This is a genomic window from Musicola paradisiaca NCPPB 2511, from assembly GCF_000400505.1.
GTDB lineage: Bacteria > Pseudomonadota > Gammaproteobacteria > Enterobacterales > Enterobacteriaceae > Musicola > Musicola paradisiaca.
The window spans coordinates 974,834-991,083 of record NZ_CM001857.1 but is presented as its reverse complement, the minus strand read 5'-3'; the positions used below and the strand labels follow the sequence as shown (position 1 = coordinate 991,083).

General features: G+C 52.7%; 18 protein-coding genes. 6 read left to right on the top strand and 12 right to left on the bottom strand.

Annotation, left to right across the window (positions count from 1 at the left end; all coding sequences use genetic code 11):
• Positions 1-380: 380 nt before the first annotated feature.
• Positions 381-947: a D-glycero-beta-D-manno-heptose 1,7-bisphosphate 7-phosphatase gene (gmhB, locus tag DPA2511_RS04505; RefSeq protein ID WP_012764507.1), complete on the bottom strand. Its 567-nt coding sequence runs from the start codon at positions 945-947 to the stop codon at positions 381-383.
• A 181-nt stretch (positions 948-1,128) separates the two neighbouring features.
• Between gmhB and metN the strand changes: the two genes are divergently transcribed.
• From metN to proS, 6 genes are all read left to right on the top strand, one after another.
• On the top strand, positions 1,129-2,160 hold the full coding sequence (gene metN, locus DPA2511_RS04500; protein ID WP_012764506.1) for a methionine ABC transporter ATP-binding protein MetN: 1,032 nt from the start codon (positions 1,129-1,131) through the stop codon (positions 2,158-2,160).
• Positions 2,153-2,806: a methionine ABC transporter permease MetI gene (locus DPA2511_RS04495; RefSeq protein WP_012764505.1), complete on the top strand. Its 654-nt coding sequence runs from the start codon at positions 2,153-2,155 to the stop codon at positions 2,804-2,806. Before metN ends, DPA2511_RS04495 begins: the two co-directional genes overlap by 8 nt.
• Positions 2,807-2,869: 63 nt before the next feature.
• Positions 2,870-3,685 carry a MetQ/NlpA family lipoprotein gene (locus DPA2511_RS04490; RefSeq protein WP_012764504.1) on the top strand — a complete coding sequence of 272 codons (816 nt, stop codon included), beginning with the start codon at positions 2,870-2,872 and terminating at the stop codon, positions 3,683-3,685.
• 113 nt (positions 3,686-3,798) lie between these two features.
• A complete protein-coding gene (gene rcsF / locus DPA2511_RS04485) occupies positions 3,799-4,206 on the top strand; it encodes an Rcs stress response system protein RcsF (RefSeq protein WP_012764503.1) in 408 nt (135 codons plus the stop codon).
• Positions 4,203-4,910 (top strand): tRNA (N6-threonylcarbamoyladenosine(37)-N6)-methyltransferase TrmO, encoded by a 708-nt coding sequence (gene tsaA / locus DPA2511_RS04480; protein ID WP_012764502.1) that lies wholly within the window; start codon positions 4,203-4,205, stop codon positions 4,908-4,910. The genes rcsF and tsaA overlap by 4 nt, the downstream gene beginning before the upstream one ends.
• 115 nt (positions 4,911-5,025) lie before the next feature.
• The gene (gene proS / locus DPA2511_RS04475) at positions 5,026-6,744 is read left to right on the top strand and encodes a proline--tRNA ligase (protein WP_012764501.1); all 1,719 of its coding nucleotides are present in this window, start codon (positions 5,026-5,028) and stop codon (positions 6,742-6,744) included.
• A 79-nt stretch (positions 6,745-6,823) separates the two neighbouring features.
• On the opposite strand, the gene rpoS is transcribed toward proS, so the two are convergent.
• The 11 genes from rpoS to cysD form a co-directional block, all read right to left on the bottom strand.
• Positions 6,824-7,816, bottom strand: a complete 993-nt coding sequence (rpoS, locus tag DPA2511_RS04470; RefSeq protein WP_012764500.1) for an RNA polymerase sigma factor RpoS — start codon at positions 7,814-7,816, stop codon at positions 6,824-6,826.
• Between the two features lie 53 nt (positions 7,817-7,869).
• Positions 7,870-9,075: a murein hydrolase activator NlpD gene (gene nlpD / locus DPA2511_RS04465; RefSeq protein ID WP_012764499.1), complete on the bottom strand. Its 1,206-nt coding sequence runs from the start codon at positions 9,073-9,075 to the stop codon at positions 7,870-7,872.
• Between the two features lie 257 nt (positions 9,076-9,332).
• Entirely contained in the window at positions 9,333-9,959 is a 627-nt protein-coding gene (locus tag DPA2511_RS04460; RefSeq protein WP_012764498.1) for a protein-L-isoaspartate(D-aspartate) O-methyltransferase, read from the bottom strand.
• Positions 9,960-10,066: 107 nt separating this feature from the next.
• Positions 10,067-11,140 carry a tRNA pseudouridine(13) synthase TruD gene (gene truD, locus DPA2511_RS04455; protein WP_012764497.1) on the bottom strand — a complete coding sequence of 358 codons (1,074 nt, stop codon included), beginning with the start codon at positions 11,138-11,140 and terminating at the stop codon, positions 10,067-10,069.
• Positions 11,134-11,631 (bottom strand): 2-C-methyl-D-erythritol 2,4-cyclodiphosphate synthase, encoded by a 498-nt coding sequence (gene ispF, locus DPA2511_RS04450; protein ID WP_012764496.1) that lies wholly within the window; start codon positions 11,629-11,631, stop codon positions 11,134-11,136. Before ispF ends, truD begins: the two co-directional genes overlap by 7 nt.
• Positions 11,632-11,660: 29 nt before the next feature.
• Complete coding sequence (gene ispD / locus DPA2511_RS04445) at positions 11,661-12,362, bottom strand: 2-C-methyl-D-erythritol 4-phosphate cytidylyltransferase (protein ID WP_012764495.1); 702 nt, start codon at positions 12,360-12,362, stop codon at positions 11,661-11,663.
• A gap of 2 nt (positions 12,363-12,364) precedes the next feature.
• On the bottom strand, positions 12,365-12,712 hold the full coding sequence (ftsB, locus tag DPA2511_RS04440; protein ID WP_012764494.1) for a cell division protein FtsB: 348 nt from the start codon (positions 12,710-12,712) through the stop codon (positions 12,365-12,367).
• Positions 12,713-12,864: 152 nt separating this feature from the next.
• Positions 12,865-13,188 carry a DUF3561 family protein gene (locus DPA2511_RS04435; RefSeq protein ID WP_012764493.1) on the bottom strand — a complete coding sequence of 108 codons (324 nt, stop codon included), beginning with the start codon at positions 13,186-13,188 and terminating at the stop codon, positions 12,865-12,867.
• Between the two features lie 82 nt (positions 13,189-13,270).
• Positions 13,271-13,894: an adenylyl-sulfate kinase gene (cysC, locus tag DPA2511_RS04430; RefSeq protein WP_012764492.1), complete on the bottom strand. Its 624-nt coding sequence runs from the start codon at positions 13,892-13,894 to the stop codon at positions 13,271-13,273.
• Between the two features lies 1 nt (position 13,895).
• Positions 13,896-15,326: a sulfate adenylyltransferase subunit CysN gene (gene cysN / locus DPA2511_RS04425; RefSeq protein WP_012764491.1), complete on the bottom strand. Its 1,431-nt coding sequence runs from the start codon at positions 15,324-15,326 to the stop codon at positions 13,896-13,898.
• Positions 15,327-15,337: 11 nt separating this feature from the next.
• The gene (cysD, locus tag DPA2511_RS04420; protein WP_012764490.1) at positions 15,338-16,246 is read right to left on the bottom strand and encodes a sulfate adenylyltransferase subunit CysD; all 909 of its coding nucleotides are present in this window, start codon (positions 16,244-16,246) and stop codon (positions 15,338-15,340) included.
• Between the last annotated feature and the right edge of the window lie 4 nt (positions 16,247-16,250).

The window sequence follows — 16,250 nt, the reverse complement described above, 5'->3', positions numbered from 1 at the left end:
CAATTTAAAGTTTGATTTGCTTCTGCTCGAGAAGCGGTGCTCAAAGAATTTACTGTCGTTAGTTCGTAATGAATTAACTGTTGTTCACTCTTCAAGACTTTCAGTTCTTTCGTTCCGAAGTGTCCTGCGAGTGCCCACACAGATTGTCTGATTAATTGTTAAAGAGCGCTGCGACCGGCCTCAGCCTGCTGTCGCGAGGTGGCGTATACTACGCCTTCCTCATTCGGAGTCAACGACTTTTTTTAGCCTTTCTCCGTCCTGAACCGCGCTGGCGTTCCGCCGTTGCCGTCTCAGTGGAAGCGCATTATAGGGATCCGAACGGACAGCACAACCACTTTCTCGATCTTTTCTTCCATTCGCGCATTTTTCCACCTTGCAGCCTATTTATTGCGCTGTTTTATCCATTTAGGCAGATCAGCAAGACTATCAATCACCGCATCGGCCAGTTTTTCGCCCTCACTACTGATGGGTTTACCTGTACGGACAAGAATTTTAGTCCCCACCTCTGCAGCTATCGCCGCCTGCATATCTTCAACTCTATCTCCCACCATATAAGAGGCAGTCATATCAATATGCAAATAACGCTGGGCCGATACCAGCATTCCAGGCTGAGGTTTGCGGCAATCGCACTGTTGACGATATTCGCCTTCTCCGGCATCTGGATGGTGGGGACAGAAGTAAATACCGTCCAAATCGACCCCGCGATCCGCTAATGACCAATCCATCCACTCTGTCAGTTGCATAAATTGCTCTTCAGTAAATTTTCCGCGAGCAATCCCAGACTGATTAGTAACGAGTACCAATGCGAACCCCATTTGTTTAAGTTCACGCATGGCATCTATAACGCCATCAATAAACTGAAACTGATCGATCTCATGTACGTAGCCATGGTCAACGTTTATGGTTCCGTCACGATCAAGAAAAATTGCTGGAATTTGGTTTGCCACTTACATTCGCTCCTGATGGCGTAAATTGCCGCATAGTATCGCACTTTTGATTCGTTCTGGAGAATCTTCATCGATAAGGGATCTCGATTGACTTGGACGTCTAGACGCCTTAACATCCCTTCAATTATAGCTGGCAGCATAAATGCTATTTATCTGACCACAGGCATTTTTTATAAAAACCATGATAGAACTTATTAATATTACTAAAATTTTTCAACAAAACGGGCGTGCGATCACCGCGCTTGATAACGTGACGTTACGTGTGCCTGCCGGCCAGATTTACGGCGTGATCGGCGCTTCAGGTGCAGGCAAGAGTACATTAATTCGCTGTGTAAACCTGTTAGAGCGCCCGACTCAAGGCAACGTTTTGGTTGACGGTCAGGATCTGATGCTGTTGTCGGAGAGGCAGCTAACTCAGGCTCGCCGCCAGATCGGCATGATCTTCCAACACTTTAATCTATTGTCCTCTCGCACCGTCTTTGGCAACGTCGCCTTGCCCCTGGAGTTGAACAACACGCCCGCAACTGAAATAAAACAGCGAGTATCCCAATTGTTGGAATTAGTCGGCCTGTCGGAAAAACAGGACGCCTATCCTGCAAACCTGTCCGGTGGGCAGAAGCAGCGCGTTGCCATCGCACGAGCATTGGCTAGCAATCCCAAGGTATTACTGTGCGATGAAGCCACCAGCGCGCTCGACCCAGCGACAACCCGTTCCATTCTGGAATTGCTAAAAGATATCAATCGTCGTCTGGGCCTGACGATTCTGCTTATTACTCATGAAATGGATGTCGTCAAACGTATCTGTGATCAGGTTGCGGTCATCAGCGATGGGAAATTGATTGAGCAAGACACGGTCAGCGAAGTGTTTTCCCATCCTAAAACACCACTGGCACAACAGTTCATTCAATCAACATTGCATCTGGATATTCCGGAAGATTATCAAGCCCGGCTGTCTGATAGTGTAGAAACGAGCCGCATACCGCTGTTGCGTCTTGAATTTACTGGCCAATCCGTCGACGCGCCGCTGCTCTCTGAAATCTCTCGGAAATTCAGCGTCAATAACAACATCATCAGCGCCCAAATGGATTATGCCGGTGGAGTCAAGTTCGGCGTTATGCTGACAGAAATGCACGGGCAAGAGGATGATATTGCCGCTGCCATCGAGTTTTTGCAGGAACATCACGTGAATATTGAGGTACTGGGTTATGTCTGAGGCAATGATGTGGCTATTTGCCCGGAGTATCTGGGAAACGTTATTTATGACTTTAGCTTCCGGCTTTCTGGGGTTTGCCGTTGGATTGCCTTTCGGCGTACTGCTGTATGTCACTCGCCCTGGGCAAATTATGGAAAATATCTCGCTATATCGCGTGATTTCAGCATTAGTGAACGTCTTTCGTTCTATTCCATTTATCATCTTATTAGTGTGGATGATTCCATTCACTCGCATGATTGTCGGTACATCTATCGGCCTGTACGCGGTGATTGTACCGCTGACGATCGGTGCATCGCCGTTTATCGCTCGGATGGTAGAAAATACACTGCTGGAACTGCCTGCAGGGCTGATCGAAGCGTCACGCGCCATGGGCGCTACCCCAATGCAAATCATTCGCAAAGTGCTATTACCGGAAGCGTTGCCCGGTTTGGTGAACGCTGCAACGATTACGCTTATCACGCTGGTAGGGTATTCAGCGATGGGTGGTGCGGTAGGTGCGGGTGGTCTGGGGCAATTGGGTATTCAATATGGATATGTAACCTACAATCCTTTAGTCATGAATACCGTGTTGATCTTGTTGGTGATTCTGGTTTACCTGATTCAATTTTGTGGTGACAGAGTGGTACGAGCGGTGACTCGTAAATAATGAGAGCGCCACGGTATCTATTTTTTCGGTGCAGGTTAAAAACGTTCAAACAGAGGTAGGAAAATGACAATTAAATTAAAATCGTTCGCTGCCGTAGGCGCGTTGATCAGTGTTCTGGCTCTCGCAGGATGCGGCCAGGAACAGAAAAATCCCAACCATATCAAAGTGGGTGTGATTGTCGGTGCGGAACAGCAGGTTGCTGAAGTCGCTCAGAAAGTCGCCAAAGAAAAATATGGTCTGGATGTAGAACTGGTCACGTTCAATGACTATGTTCTGCCTAATGAAGCGTTGAGTAAAGGCGATATCGATCTGAATGCTTTCCAACACAAACCGTACCTCGATCAGCAGATTAAAGATCGCGGCTACAAACTGGTTGCCGTCGGCAACACCTTTGTTTATCCGATCGCCGGCTACTCCAAAAAAATCAAATCGATAAACGATCTGCAGAACGGATCGCAAATCGCACTGCCCAACGACCCGACCAACCTGGGCCGCTCTCTGCTGCTGCTACAGAAAATTGGGCTGATTAAGCTGAAAGACAATATTGGCTTATTGCCGACTGCATTGGATATCGTTGAAAACCCGAAAAACTTGAAATTGGTGGAACTGGAAGCACCACAGTTGCCACGCTCGCTGGATGACGATCAAATCGCTCTGGCCATCATCAATACCACTTATGCCAGCCAAATCAACTTGACGCCGGCTAAAGACGGCCTGTTTGTTGAATCCAAAGACTCTCCGTATGTCAACCTACTGGTTGCGCGTGAAAACAATAAAGATGCCGAGAACGTGAAAAAATTCGTGAAGGCTTATCAGTCTGATGAAGTTGAACAAGCAGCACAGAAAGTTTTCAATGGCGGTGCAGTGAAAGGTTGGTAAGTTAACGCTTACAGAAAAGCATCAAATAGATAAAAGACGGGCTTCTGCCCGTCTTGTTATTTTCCTGATTGCTTGTTTCAATAACCGCACTTTATCGAGCCAGAGGAAAATTTATGCGCGCTGTACCCGTTCTGTTGTTGGCATTATCACTAACAGGATGCTCACTGCTTCATAAACCGGCGGCGCCCGCTCCCCAGCCACAGACGCCCTCGGCGGTAGAGACGCCTCCACAGCCCAAGCCCGCACCACATCCGGCTCCTGCGGTACTCTACAAGAGCGCTGAAGAACTTGTAGGCAAGCCATTCAGGGATATGGGCGAAGTGTCCGGCTCATCCTGTCAGGCTAGTGCTCAGGATGCGCCGCCCAGCATACCCAGCGCAAAGAAAAAAATGCAAAGCCGCGCTGCGTCGATGAAAGCCAACGCCGTACTGTTGCATGATTGTCAAATCGTCAGCAATGTAGCTGGGTGCTATCGGCAAGCTATATGCCAAGGCTCCGCGCTGAAAGTTTCTGCACAATGAGTTCATTCAGTTTCGAGCAGATCGGTGTTATCCGTTCGCCTTATAAAGAAAAATTTGCCATTCCCCGGCAGCCTGGCCTGATCGAAGACGGAGGAGGAGAGCTCCATCTGCTCCCGCCTTACCATCACCCGGAAACCGTGCGCGGACTGTCTGAATTCAGCCATCTCTGGATACTGTTTATCTTTCACCAAACCTTGTCGGGCGGCTGGCGACCAACAGTTCGGCCGCCGCGGTTGGGTGGAAACACACGCATGGGTGTTTTCGCCACACGTTCCACTTTCCGCCCCAATCCGGTAGGAATGTCGTTGATCGAGCTGAAAGCTATCCGTACCCATGACGGGAAGGTGGTTCTGGAATTAGGCAGCCTCGACCTGGTGGATGGTACGCCTGTCATTGATATCAAACCCTATCTGCCCTTTGCGGAAAGCCGTTCCGACGCCCGGGCCGGCTTCGCACAGATGGCACCGTCCTCCGATATGCAGGTGACATTTTCGTCCCACGCCGAGCAACAATTGATGATCCACCAACAGCGCTATCCCTATCTGCGCCGTTTCATTACTCAGGTTTTGGCGCAAGACCCCCGCCCGGCCTACCGGAAACCCAGTGCTGACCATAAAGATTATGCGGCGTTGTTGCTGGAATTTAATGTCAAATGGCGCGTTACAGGTGGCCTTACCGAAGTGATTAGCCTGGACGGGGTTTAAAAAACCCCGGCGTCTCTTTTTGGGAACCGCTGTCACTGATAAACTAAACCACTTTTTTATGCCTGAGCCGCCTAGCGGCTAATGCGATTTATTGTTCTGACGGAACTCAAACATCATGCGTACAAGTCAATATATGCTCTCCACCCTGAAGGAGACGCCTGCCGACGCCGAAGTGATCAGCCATCAGCTTATGCTGCGCGCCGGAATGATCCGTAAACTGGCGTCCGGCCTTTATACCTGGTTGCCGACCGGGTTGCGTGTACTGAAAAAAGTCGAAAACATCGTGCGTGAAGAGATGAATAACGCCGGTGCTATCGAAGTATCAATGCCAGTAGTTCAACCCGCCGATCTGTGGCAGGAAAGTGGTCGTTGGGAACAGTATGGCCCGGAACTGCTGCGTTTCGTTGATCGCGGCGACCGTCCTTTTGTTCTCGGCCCAACGCATGAAGAAGTTATTACCGATCTGATTCGCAATGAAATCAGCTCCTATAAGCAACTGCCGCTGAATTTCTATCAGATTCAAACCAAATTCCGCGATGAAGTGCGGCCACGTTTCGGGATCATGCGCGCGCGCGAATTCCTGATGAAGGATGCTTATTCCTTTCATACAACTCAGGAATCCCTGCAAATAACCTACGACGCCATGTATGCAGCCTATAGCAAGATTTTCAGCCGTATGGATCTGGATTTTCGCGCAGTACAGGCTGATACCGGGTCTATCGGCGGAAATGCATCGCATGAGTTTCAGGTGCTGGCAGCCAGCGGTGAAGATGACATCGTCTTCTCTACCGGCTCAGACTACGCTGCCAATATCGAGCTGGCTGAAGCCGTGGCGCCCGCCCATAATCGTGCGGCGCCAAGTCAGGATATGCTCCTGGTCGATACGCCTAATGCCAAAACCATTACCGAATTGGTGGAACAGTTTAAGGTTCCGGTAGAAAAAACCGTGAAGACACTGTTGGTCAAAGCAGCAGAAGAAAGCGGGCACAAGCTGATTGCGTTACTGGTTCGCGGCGACCACGAACTCAACGAAGTCAAAGCGGAGAAACTGGCGCTGGTTGCCAGCCCACTGACATTTGCTACCGAAGAAGAAATTCGCGCCATCATCGGAGCGGGCCCAGGCTCCCTCGGCCCAGTCAATCTGCCGATTCCGTTGGTCGCCGACCGAACTGTCGCCGTCATGAGTGACTTCAGTGCTGGCGCAAATATTGATGGCAAGCATTATTTCGGCATCAACTGGGAACGCGATGTGACCATTCCCCAGATCGCAGATATTCGCAACGTGGTTGAAGGCGACCAGAGCCCAGATGGCCGGGGTAGCTTACTCATCAAGCGCGGTATCGAAGTTGGCCATATATTCCAGCTTGGTACAAAATATTCTGAAGCACTGAAAGCAACAGTACAGGTTGAAGATGGCCGTAATCAGGTGCTGACCATGGGGTGTTACGGTATCGGCGTAACTCGCGTCATCGCTGCCGCTATCGAGCAAAACCATGATGAGCGCGGCATTATCTGGCCCGATGCGATCGCGCCATTCCAGGTCGCTATCCTGCCGATGAATATGCACAAATCCTTCCGAGTTCAGGAAGTCGCTGAGAGCATTTATCAGCAGCTGCGCGCCAAAGGCATCGAGGTGTTGTTGGATGATCGTAAAGAACGTCCTGGCGTGATGTTTGCCGATATGGAGTTGATCGGCGTTCCCCATACGATCGTAATCGGCGATCGTAATCTGGACAATGACGACATTGAATACAAACATCGCCGTAAAGGCGAGAAGGAGATGATCAAGGTTGGAGACATCGTCAACTTTCTGACGGTGCAGATCACTCATTAATCTTTCGCATGGAAGGAAGCAGATATAAAAATGGTGGGGAAACCCACCATTTTTTATGCTATTCGGTCAGTAGCATTGATTATTCGCGAAATAGCTCTTCGATATTCAGTCCCTGAGTCTGCAATATTTCACGAAGACGACGCAGCCCTTCAACCTGGATTTGACGTACACGCTCACGAGTCAAACCAATCTCCCGGCCCACATCCTCAAGCGTCGCAGCCTCATACCCCAGTAGGCCAAAACGACGGGCAAGCACCTCCCGTTGTTTAGCGTTCAGCTCGAACAGCCACTTGACGATATTCTGCTTCATATCGTTGTTTTGGGTGGTATCTTCCGGCCCGTTATCCTTCTCATCTGCCAGAATATCCAGTAACGCTTTATCGGAATCGCCACCGAGCGGTGTATCGACAGACGTAATGCGCTCATTCAGACGCAGCATTCGGTTCACGTCATCAACCGGCCTATCCAGCCTCTCAGCAATCTCTTCCGCGCTGGGTTCGTGATCCAGTTTGTGGGATAGTTCGCGAGCAGTGCGCAGATAAACGTTCAATTCTTTGACAATATGGATAGGTAAACGGATAGTGCGGGTCTGATTCATAATAGCCCGCTCAATGGTTTGCCTGATCCACCATGTCGCATAAGTTGAAAAGCGAAAACCGCGTTCGGGGTCGAACTTTTCGACCGCTCGAATCAAACCGAGGTTGCCTTCTTCAATCAGATCCAGCAAGGCCAGACCCCGATTATTGTAACGACGGGCGATTTTTACTACCAACCGTAGATTGCTTTCAATCATACGGCGACGCGATGAGACATCACCACGTAATGCCCGCCGAGCGAAATAAACCTCTTCTTCAGCGGTCAACAGGGGTGAATAGCCAATTTCCCCCAGATACAACTGGGTTGCATCCAGGACACGTTGGGCTGTTCCCTGCGATAGCAGATCATCCTCTAGTAATTCGCTATCGCTGGTTTCTTCTTCTGCCAACGCTTTTTCGTCAAAAACATCGACTCCATTCTCTTCGAAATCAGCATCTTCATGTAACTCGTTAACTTTCAGCGTGCTTTGGCTCATAAGTGGCTCCTACCCGTGATCCCATGGCAGAATACCGAAATACTCTGCCCGATTTATCGCTGCGGAAGAAAACGCAGCGGGTTTACGGATTTCCCCTTGTAACGAATTTCAAAATGCAAGCGTACAGAGCTGGTTCCGGTGCTACCCATAGTAGCAATCTGTTGCCCCGCCTTTACCTCTTGTTGTTCCCGGACCAGCATAGTTTCGTTATGGGCATAGGCGCTCAGGTAATCATCATTATGCTTGATGATGATCAGATTCCCGTAACCGCGCAACGCATTACCCGCATACACTACCCTTCCTGCAGCAGTGGATATAATGGGTTGCCCACGTGAGCCAGCGATATCAATCCCTTTATTTCCCCCCTCAGTGGCTGAGAAACTATCTATGACCTTCCCATCTGTAGGCCAACGCCACCCAGCAATGCCTGTATTGCTGTTACTGGGTACCTGCGTCGGTTCGGTGACAGGCGCTGTTGCAGCTACGCCTGTTGAAGGCAGCATTTTGCCCGAATTCTGTTTACCCGAATTTTCAGAATACGCATTAGTTGGTTGAGAATCAACCGGCGTAGTTTGGATTTGTGTTCCCGCCAAAGACTGGGCATTGCCGTTGTTCGCCGCATTCGACGGCAGCATATGACCCGATGTGCTCGCGCTGCTTCTGGCGTTTGCCGGCAGCATATGACCCGTGCTGCTATCAGCAACAGCAACCGGTACGGTGCTGACTACGGCCGTGCTTCCCGCTATTACATGCGAGCCGCCGCCACTATTCATATTATTTCCCAGCGACAGACTTTGCCCCACATTCAGGCTATAGGGCTCGGCAATATTGTTGCGCTGAGCCAAATCCCGGTAATCAGTGCCGGTGATCCACGCAATATAAAACAGGGTATCGCCGCGTTTAACGGTATAGCTATTGCCGGTATAACTCCCTTTGGGGATAGAGTTATAGCTGCGGTTATAGACAATCTTACCGTCATGAGTGGTAACTCCGGCCTCATCGGAGGACTGAGATGAAAGCACGCCATCACTTGCCGCGCTCACCGGCTTGATGGAAGGCTGGGCCGCCGGCGCACTATTGATGGAGGAAATCCTGGGAGGCGGTGTATAACCGGTATTATTACTCCGACTGGCAGCACTGTTATCACCTATGTTACTGATCGGCGCCGACTGACTACTATCATTGCTACAGCCAGTCACTCCCAGTACAACTGCCGCACATAAAGCGATCTGACGCCAACTTACAATCTGGCTTCCCATGCGCCGAACTCCCCCTATAACTCTTAAAGTCGACTATTCTATCCAGCCACCCTGTCACCAGCATCCCTAAACATCATGAAATACTGGTAAACAATTCCGAAATCGATGCCCCCTCCTTCCACGCCTTCCTATGAGCATTTTCCAGACGAACAAGGAGAGCTGACTGCGCTGATGCTAACAATATCAAGCCATTGCTGCTACAAAACGGTTGTATTGAAATTTTAAAAGTCGGCCCGGTATCTTGCGATGCCACGGTATCAGGCCAGTTCGCCTTTGACCAGAGGAACAAAGCGAACGGCTTCCACCGTTTGCACCAGAAATTCCCCACCGCGACACACAACCATCTGCAATGTCTGCTGATGCTCTCCGACCGGCAACACCATCATGCCGCCGTCGTCCAGTTGTTCCATTAAAGCGGAAGGGATTTCAGGTGGTGCCGCCGTAACGATAATGGCGTCAAACGGCCCTTTGGACGCCCACCCTTGCCAGCCATCGCCATGCCGGGTAGACACATTATGAAGATCGAGTTGCTTGAGGCGCCGCTTGGCCTGCCACTGCAACCCTTTGATACGTTCAACAGAAAAAACATGACGCACCAGATGCGCCAGAATGGCGGTCTGATATCCGGAACCCGTGCCAATTTCCAATACCCGAGATTCCGGCGTCAAATGCAGCAACTCCGTCATTCTGGCGACCATATAAGGCTGAGAGATCGTCTGGCCAAACCCGATCGGCAGAGCAATATTGTCATAAGCTTTATGCTCGAAAGCTTCGTCAACGAAACGCTCACGGGGAACCGCAGTGATCGCCTCCAGCAGGCGCTCATCCTGAATGCCCTGCCGACGCAACTGCGACAGCAATGTTTGCATACGTTTGTTCACCATCCCCTGCAAACTCCAACGTTGGCTAACGTCATCAACGTGCCCAGTCCTCTGCAGAAAAATCATCCGCCCGAACAACGCCGATCGACATGATTACGCGCCAGGAAGCATCAACCGACAACGTTTTCCCGATGCTCGTCGGCATTCTGTACCCGCTCACACACCAGTTCTCTCACCACGCTGGTGGCGAAACAACCGGCCGGCAACCAAAAGCCAAGTTCCAGCGTCTGCTCGTCAAGCCACGACCATGTCATATGCTGCGGATAAAGCATGATGGCACGTCTGGCGGGCTCCACACGCTCGCGCCGTAGCAGAGACAACAATGCGGCATGATGCGACAGACAGTCCAGTTCGAACGCCAATGCGTCACCCTGTGTTCCCGGTTCGCCATCGCCAGGAAGGGGAGCGGTTATCTGCAACTCTCCGGCAGCCACCCGTGGTTCAACGCTGTCGAGCTCCTCCGGTTTAACCACAAACCAGCTGCCGCGACCGCTTAGCTGCAACGCATCGCCGCAAAACACTGTTCCAACGCCATAAGCCGCCAGACGTTTGCTGACAACCTGATTAAACAGCTCACTACGGGCGGCGGAGAGATAGAAACTGCGCTTGCTGCGTTCCCTGATACGGATTTCGTCATTGGCCCAGCGCAGCGCCTGAACCAGATTATTTCCTTCGCGGCCGAATCGCTGATTGCCGAAATAATTGGGAACGCCATGGCGGGCGATCAGACTAAGCCGAGCATCCACATCCGCAGTATTGCTGATATGCCGCAGCACCAACGTGAAGGCATTGCCTTTCAGCGCGCCGGTGCGCAGTTTACGACGATGTCTGGTCGCTTCAAGAATCTCACATCCTTCCAGCGTAAATGATGACCAGTCCAGTTCCGCTTTTCCGGGCATATGCAGGCAAAACCACTGCTCAGCGACGGCATGACGATCTTTCAGCCCAGCGTAGCTCACAGAACGAGCCGGAATGCCGGCAAATTTGGCCAGCGCTTCGGCGACGAAAACCGTATTGCAGCCACGCTTCCTCATCCGCAACAACACATGTTCGCCGTCGCCATCCAGCGCAAACCCGAGATCTTCCATGACGACAAAGTCCTCTGGCGCCGCTTTCAACACCCCTGAGGCCAGGGGGTGCCCGTGGAGCCAGAACAGAGCCTCATCGACTGCCGCCATCACCATGCCACCACTCCGGCGGTATCGTTTTTCACCAACAGTACCACCGCTTCGCAGGCAATCCCCTCGCCGCGCCCGGTAAAGCCCAGTTGCTCCGTCGTCGTCGCCTTCACGTTGACGTCATCCATATGGCTCTGCAAATCTTCCGCCAGATTAACGCGCATCTGTGGAATATGCGGCGCCATCTTCGGCGCCTGCGCAATGATGGTGACATCCAGATTACCCAAGGCGTATCCCTTGGACACAATGCGACGCCAGGCTTCACGCAGCAACTCGCGGCTGTCGATCCCCTTATATGCCGGATCGGTATCCGGGAACAATTTGCCGATATCACCCAGAGCGGCGGCGCCCAAAAGAGCGTCAGTTACCGCATGCAAGACAACATCGCCATCGGAATGCGCCAGCAAACCGCGCTCATAGGGAATTCGCACCCCGCCGATCACCAGCGGGCCCTCGCCGCCGAACTTATGCACATCAAAACCGTGACCGATACGCATCGCACAGGCTCCTTTTTTATTGTTGTGGATTATTCACTGCGGCGTGTCAGATAAAACTCTGCCAACGCCAAATCTTCCGGCCGGGTCACTTTGATATTGTCAGAACGCCCCGGAACAAGCCGCGGCTGGTAGCCACAATACTCCAGCGCCGAAGCTTCATCGGTGATGGTCGCTCCGTCCTGCAACGCCTTCGACAGGCAATCTCTTAATAGCGCCAGAGGGAAAAGCTGTGGCGTTAAGGCGTGCCAGAGTTCATCTCTGGATACGGTGTGGGTGATCCGACCATTGTCACCGCGCTTCATGGTATCACGTACCGGCACAGCCAGAATGCCGCCAATCTCACTCTCCCGCGTCAACATCAACAGACGATCAAGATCATCCGGATGCAGGCAAGGCCGGGCGGCGTCATGCACCAACACCCATTCGGCATCCTGAATCTGCGCCAGCCCGGCGAGTACGGAATCCGCGCGCTCACGCCCGCCGGTCACTACCTGAATACGCGGATCGGACGCCAGCGGCAAACGCGCGAAATAAGTATCCCCAGCGCTGACGGCAACCACTATTCGCCGGATACGAGGGTGCTGGAGCAAAGCGGACAGCGTATGCTCGATAATAGTTCGGTCATGGATAGTCAGATACTGTTTGGGGCGGTCGCTGCACATCCGGCTGCCGTTACCGGCTGCCGGCAAAACGGCCACGACGTCTGGCAAAGAATCAAGGGAAATAGACATACCTAACGAGACGTTGATGTAGAAGAAGAAGTACCAACCGGGGCTGAAGATGAAACGGCGCCGACGCGACGAGCGGACTGGTCAGCCACCAGACGGTAAAAACTTTCGCCCGGCTTCGTCATCCCCAGTTCATTACGCGCGCGCTCTTCAATAGCTTCCTGACCGCCGTTAAGATCGTCGATTTCGGCAAATAACTGCTCGTTACGGGATTTTAGTTTGACGTTATTGGCTTGCTGCACCGCCACATCATCCTTCACCCGCACATAATCGTGGATACCATTTTTCCCCAGCCAGAGCGAATACTGCAACCAGCCAAGAATAATCAACAATAACAGCGAAAGTTTTCCCATCCAGCCCCCTGAAAAGCCGCCTAATCATCCCATAACTTTTATCAGGACTCCACACTACAAAGGGAATTGACCATCAGGCCCGCCGTGCGCAGACGTCGAACAATCACCTGCAACATGAGGGTTCAGAACCATGGAATACGGGGAAAATCAGGCTACCAACCGACAATCAGTGAAAAAACCAGCCAGAACATAGCGAAAATGCTGCCGCCGCAACACAGCAACATCAGCACCACATGATGGGGCCACAGCACACGGCAGACCACGCCGGCCAGTATCGAAAGCGGCATCAATGCCAGAAAGAACGGCCAGGTATACAGCATCAGCAGCAGGGTGCTGCCAGGTTCGTACATCAGCAGCAACAGGGAAAACACCAGCAGATAAAAACAGAATCCGGCCAGCGCGCCGGAGGAAGATGAGGTATCCTCCTCCAGGTCGCTATGCGCATCACTGCCAGACAGGGGGGTTACACTCTGCATCGTCAAACTGCTCTGCCTCGTCACATCAGGAGTGATGCTCACGCCCAGAGAGCGAATGCCTCAGGACAGACCATCGGAATAATCAGTTTTTGATGATAGCGCGATTGTGTAACACAACTAATAACTCGGCGACCAAATTTGTTACCAATTGTTGGCCATCAAGGCGCAATTCCGGCTGTTCCGGCGCCTCATAAACCGAATCGATACCGGTGAAATTACGCAGCTCGCCGGCGCGCGCTTTGCGGTAGAGGCCTTTCGGATCGCGGTTTTCACACACTGCCAGCGGCGTATCCACAAACACTTCAATAAATTGTCCCTCGCCCAGCAGTTCCCGCACCATCTGACGCTCGGCACGGTGCGGAGAGATAAAGGCGGTTAATACAACCAGCCCGGCATCCACCATCAACCGCGCCACTTCCCCGACCCGACGGATATTTTCACGCCGGTCATCGTCGCCGAAACCCAGATCACGACACAGCCCATGTCGGACGTTATCGCCATCCAATAAATACGTACCGACCCCCTTGGCATGCAACGCCTGTTCAAGCGCCCCGGCCAGCGTAGACTTGCCGGAACCGGACAACCCGGTAAACCAGACCACGACGCCCCTGTGCCCGTGCAGGCGCTCACGATCCTCACGGGCAATCGCATGGGAATGCCAGACAATATTTTCATCCGTCGTCGAACGGGAATGCGAATCCACCACGCTATTTTCCCCCCAACAGGTCGCGCGCGCCCCAATGCGGGAAATGACGACGAATCAGCGCATTCAATTCCAGCTCGAACTCACTATAACGGCCACTATTCCGCGCATCATCCTGTTCGATAGGCTCACGCACCAACCCCGCGCCCACGGTGACATTACTCAGCCGGTCGATAAAAATCATCCCGCCGGAAACATGATTCTGTTGATAGCGATCCAGCACCAGCGGCTCGTCAAACGTCAATGCCACCAGACCGATACCGTTCAACGGTAGCGACTCCGTCACACGCTGAGTCAGGGTATTGATTTCCACCTGGTAACGAATATTCTCCACCCGCGCACGGGTTTTCCTGCCGGCGATCTTGATATCGTAGCTCAGCCCCGGCACCAGCGGTTGCTCCGCCATCCACACCACATCCACTTGCGCACCGCGCACCGCGGTCAGCGACTCACCGGCATCCACCAGCAAATCACCGCGGCTGATATCGATTTCATCATTCAGCACCAGCGTCACCGCCTCGCCCGCCTGCGCCTGCGGCAGATCGCCGTCAAACGTCACAATCCGGCTGACGGACGACTCTACACCGGAAGGCAACACTTTCACACGCTGACCGACGCTCACCACGCCGGAGGCCACCGTGCCGGCATAACCACGGAAATCCAGGTTCGGCCGGTTCACATACTGCACCGGGAAACGCATCGGCTTTTGCAGCGCCACGCGGTTCACTTCAACGGTTTCCAGCACATCCAGCAACGTCGGGCCGGTATACCAGCTCATGGCGGTACTGCGCGCCGCAACGTTATCCCCGTCCAGCGCCGAGAGCGGCACAAAGGTAATATCGAGTTCAGCCGGAAGCTGCCGGGCGAAATCCAGATAGTCCTGTTTGAACTGCTCAAACACCGCCTGCTGGTAATCCACCAGATCCATCTTGTTCACGGCGACCACCAGATGGCGAATGCCCAGCAAAGTGGCGATAAAACTGTGGCGACGGGTTTGATCCAAGACCCCTTTACGGGCGTCGATCAGCAGAATCGCCAAGTCACAGGTCGATGCGCCGGTCGCCATATTGCGGGTGTACTGCTCATGTCCAGGGGTATCAGCAATGATGAATTTGCGTTTTTCCGTCGAGAAATAACGGTAGGCCACATCAATGGTGATGCCCTGCTCGCGCTCGGCCTGCAGGCCGTCCACCAGCAGCGCCAGATCCAGCTTTTCTCCCTGAGTCCCCAGACGTTTGCTGTCGCTATGCAGCGTGGAAAGCTGATCTTCATAAATCTGGCGGGTATCGTGCAGCAAACGGCCGATCAGCGTACTTTTGCCATCGTCAACGCTGCCGCAGGTCAGAAAACGCAGCAGGCTCTTGTGTTGCTGAGCCTGCAGATAGGCTTCAACCCCGCCCTGTTCGGCAATCTGTTTTGCAATGGAATGGTTCATTCGATGATTCCTCAGAAATATCCCTGACGCTTTTTCAACTCCATGGAGCCGGCCTGATCGCGGTCGATAACCCGTCCCTGACGTTCGCTGGTGGTGGAGACCAGCATCTCCTCAATGATTTCCGGCAGTGTTTGCGCCTGGGATTCCACCGCACCGGTCAACGGCCAGCAACCCAACGTGCGAAAGCGCACCATACGCTCGGCCACAACCTCGCCGGGCTGCAGGTCGATACGGTCATCGTCCACCATCAACAGCATGCCGTCACGCTCCAGCACCGGGCGCGGCGCCGCCAGATACAAAGGGACAATATCGATATTTTCCAAATAGATGTATTGCCAGATATCCAGTTCCGTCCAGTTGGAGAGCGGAAACACGCGGATGCTCTCCCCTTTATTAATCTGGCCGTTATAGTTGTTCCACAGCTCCGGCCGCTGGTTTTTGGGATCCCAGCGATGAAAACGGTCGCGAAAGGAGTAGATACGCTCTTTGGCGCGGGATTTTTCCTCATCGCGCCGCGCGCCGCCGAACGCGGCATCAAAGCCGTACTTGTCCAGCGCCTGCTTCAGCCCTTCGGTTTTCATGATGTCGGTATGCTTGGCGCTGCCATGCACGAAAGGGTTAATCCCCATCGCCACGCCTTCAGGGTTACGGTGCACCAGCAGTTCGCAGCCATAAGCCTTGGCGGTACGATCGCGAAATTCATACATCTCGCGGAATTTCCAGCCGGTATCCACATGCAGCAGCGGGAACGGCAATGTACCCGGATAAAACGCCTTGCGAGCCAGATGCAACATGACGGAGGAATCCTTGCCGATGGAATACAGCATCACCGGATTGCTGAACTCCGCCGCCACCTCGCGAATGATATGAATACTTTCCGCTTCGAGCTGTTTTAAATGCGTAAGCCTTTTCTCGTCCATAACG

Excerpts from the sequence above, each read along its gene's own strand:
- metN (WP_012764506.1), top strand. The coding sequence starts at position 1,129 with ATGATAGAACTTATTAATATTACTAAAATTTTTCAACAAAACGGGCGT.
- DPA2511_RS04495 (WP_012764505.1), top strand. The coding sequence starts at position 2,153 with ATGTCTGAGGCAATGATGTGGCTATTTGCCCGGAGTATCTGGGAAACG.
- DPA2511_RS04490 (WP_012764504.1), top strand. The coding sequence starts at position 2,870 with ATGACAATTAAATTAAAATCGTTCGCTGCCGTAGGCGCGTTGATCAGT.
- rcsF (WP_012764503.1), top strand. The coding sequence starts at position 3,799 with ATGCGCGCTGTACCCGTTCTGTTGTTGGCATTATCACTAACAGGATGC.
- tsaA (WP_012764502.1), top strand. The coding sequence starts at position 4,203 with ATGAGTTCATTCAGTTTCGAGCAGATCGGTGTTATCCGTTCGCCTTAT.
- proS (WP_012764501.1), top strand. The coding sequence starts at position 5,026 with ATGCGTACAAGTCAATATATGCTCTCCACCCTGAAGGAGACGCCTGCC.
- rpoS (WP_012764500.1), bottom strand. The coding sequence starts at position 7,816 with ATGAGCCAAAGCACGCTGAAAGTTAACGAGTTACATGAAGATGCTGAT.
- nlpD (WP_012764499.1), bottom strand. The coding sequence starts at position 9,075 with ATGGGAAGCCAGATTGTAAGTTGGCGTCAGATCGCTTTATGTGCGGCA.
- DPA2511_RS04460 (WP_012764498.1), bottom strand. The coding sequence starts at position 9,959 with ATGGTGAACAAACGTATGCAAACATTGCTGTCGCAGTTGCGTCGGCAG.
- truD (WP_012764497.1), bottom strand. The coding sequence starts at position 11,140 with ATGGTGATGGCGGCAGTCGATGAGGCTCTGTTCTGGCTCCACGGGCAC.
- ispF (WP_012764496.1), bottom strand. The coding sequence starts at position 11,631 with ATGCGTATCGGTCACGGTTTTGATGTGCATAAGTTCGGCGGCGAGGGC.
- ispD (WP_012764495.1), bottom strand. The coding sequence starts at position 12,362 with ATGTCTATTTCCCTTGATTCTTTGCCAGACGTCGTGGCCGTTTTGCCG.
- ftsB (WP_012764494.1), bottom strand. The coding sequence starts at position 12,712 with ATGGGAAAACTTTCGCTGTTATTGTTGATTATTCTTGGCTGGTTGCAG.
- DPA2511_RS04435 (WP_012764493.1), bottom strand. The coding sequence starts at position 13,188 with ATGCAGAGTGTAACCCCCCTGTCTGGCAGTGATGCGCATAGCGACCTG.
- cysN (WP_012764491.1), bottom strand. The coding sequence starts at position 15,326 with ATGAACCATTCCATTGCAAAACAGATTGCCGAACAGGGCGGGGTTGAA.
- cysD (WP_012764490.1), bottom strand. The coding sequence starts at position 16,246 with ATGGACGAGAAAAGGCTTACGCATTTAAAACAGCTCGAAGCGGAAAGT.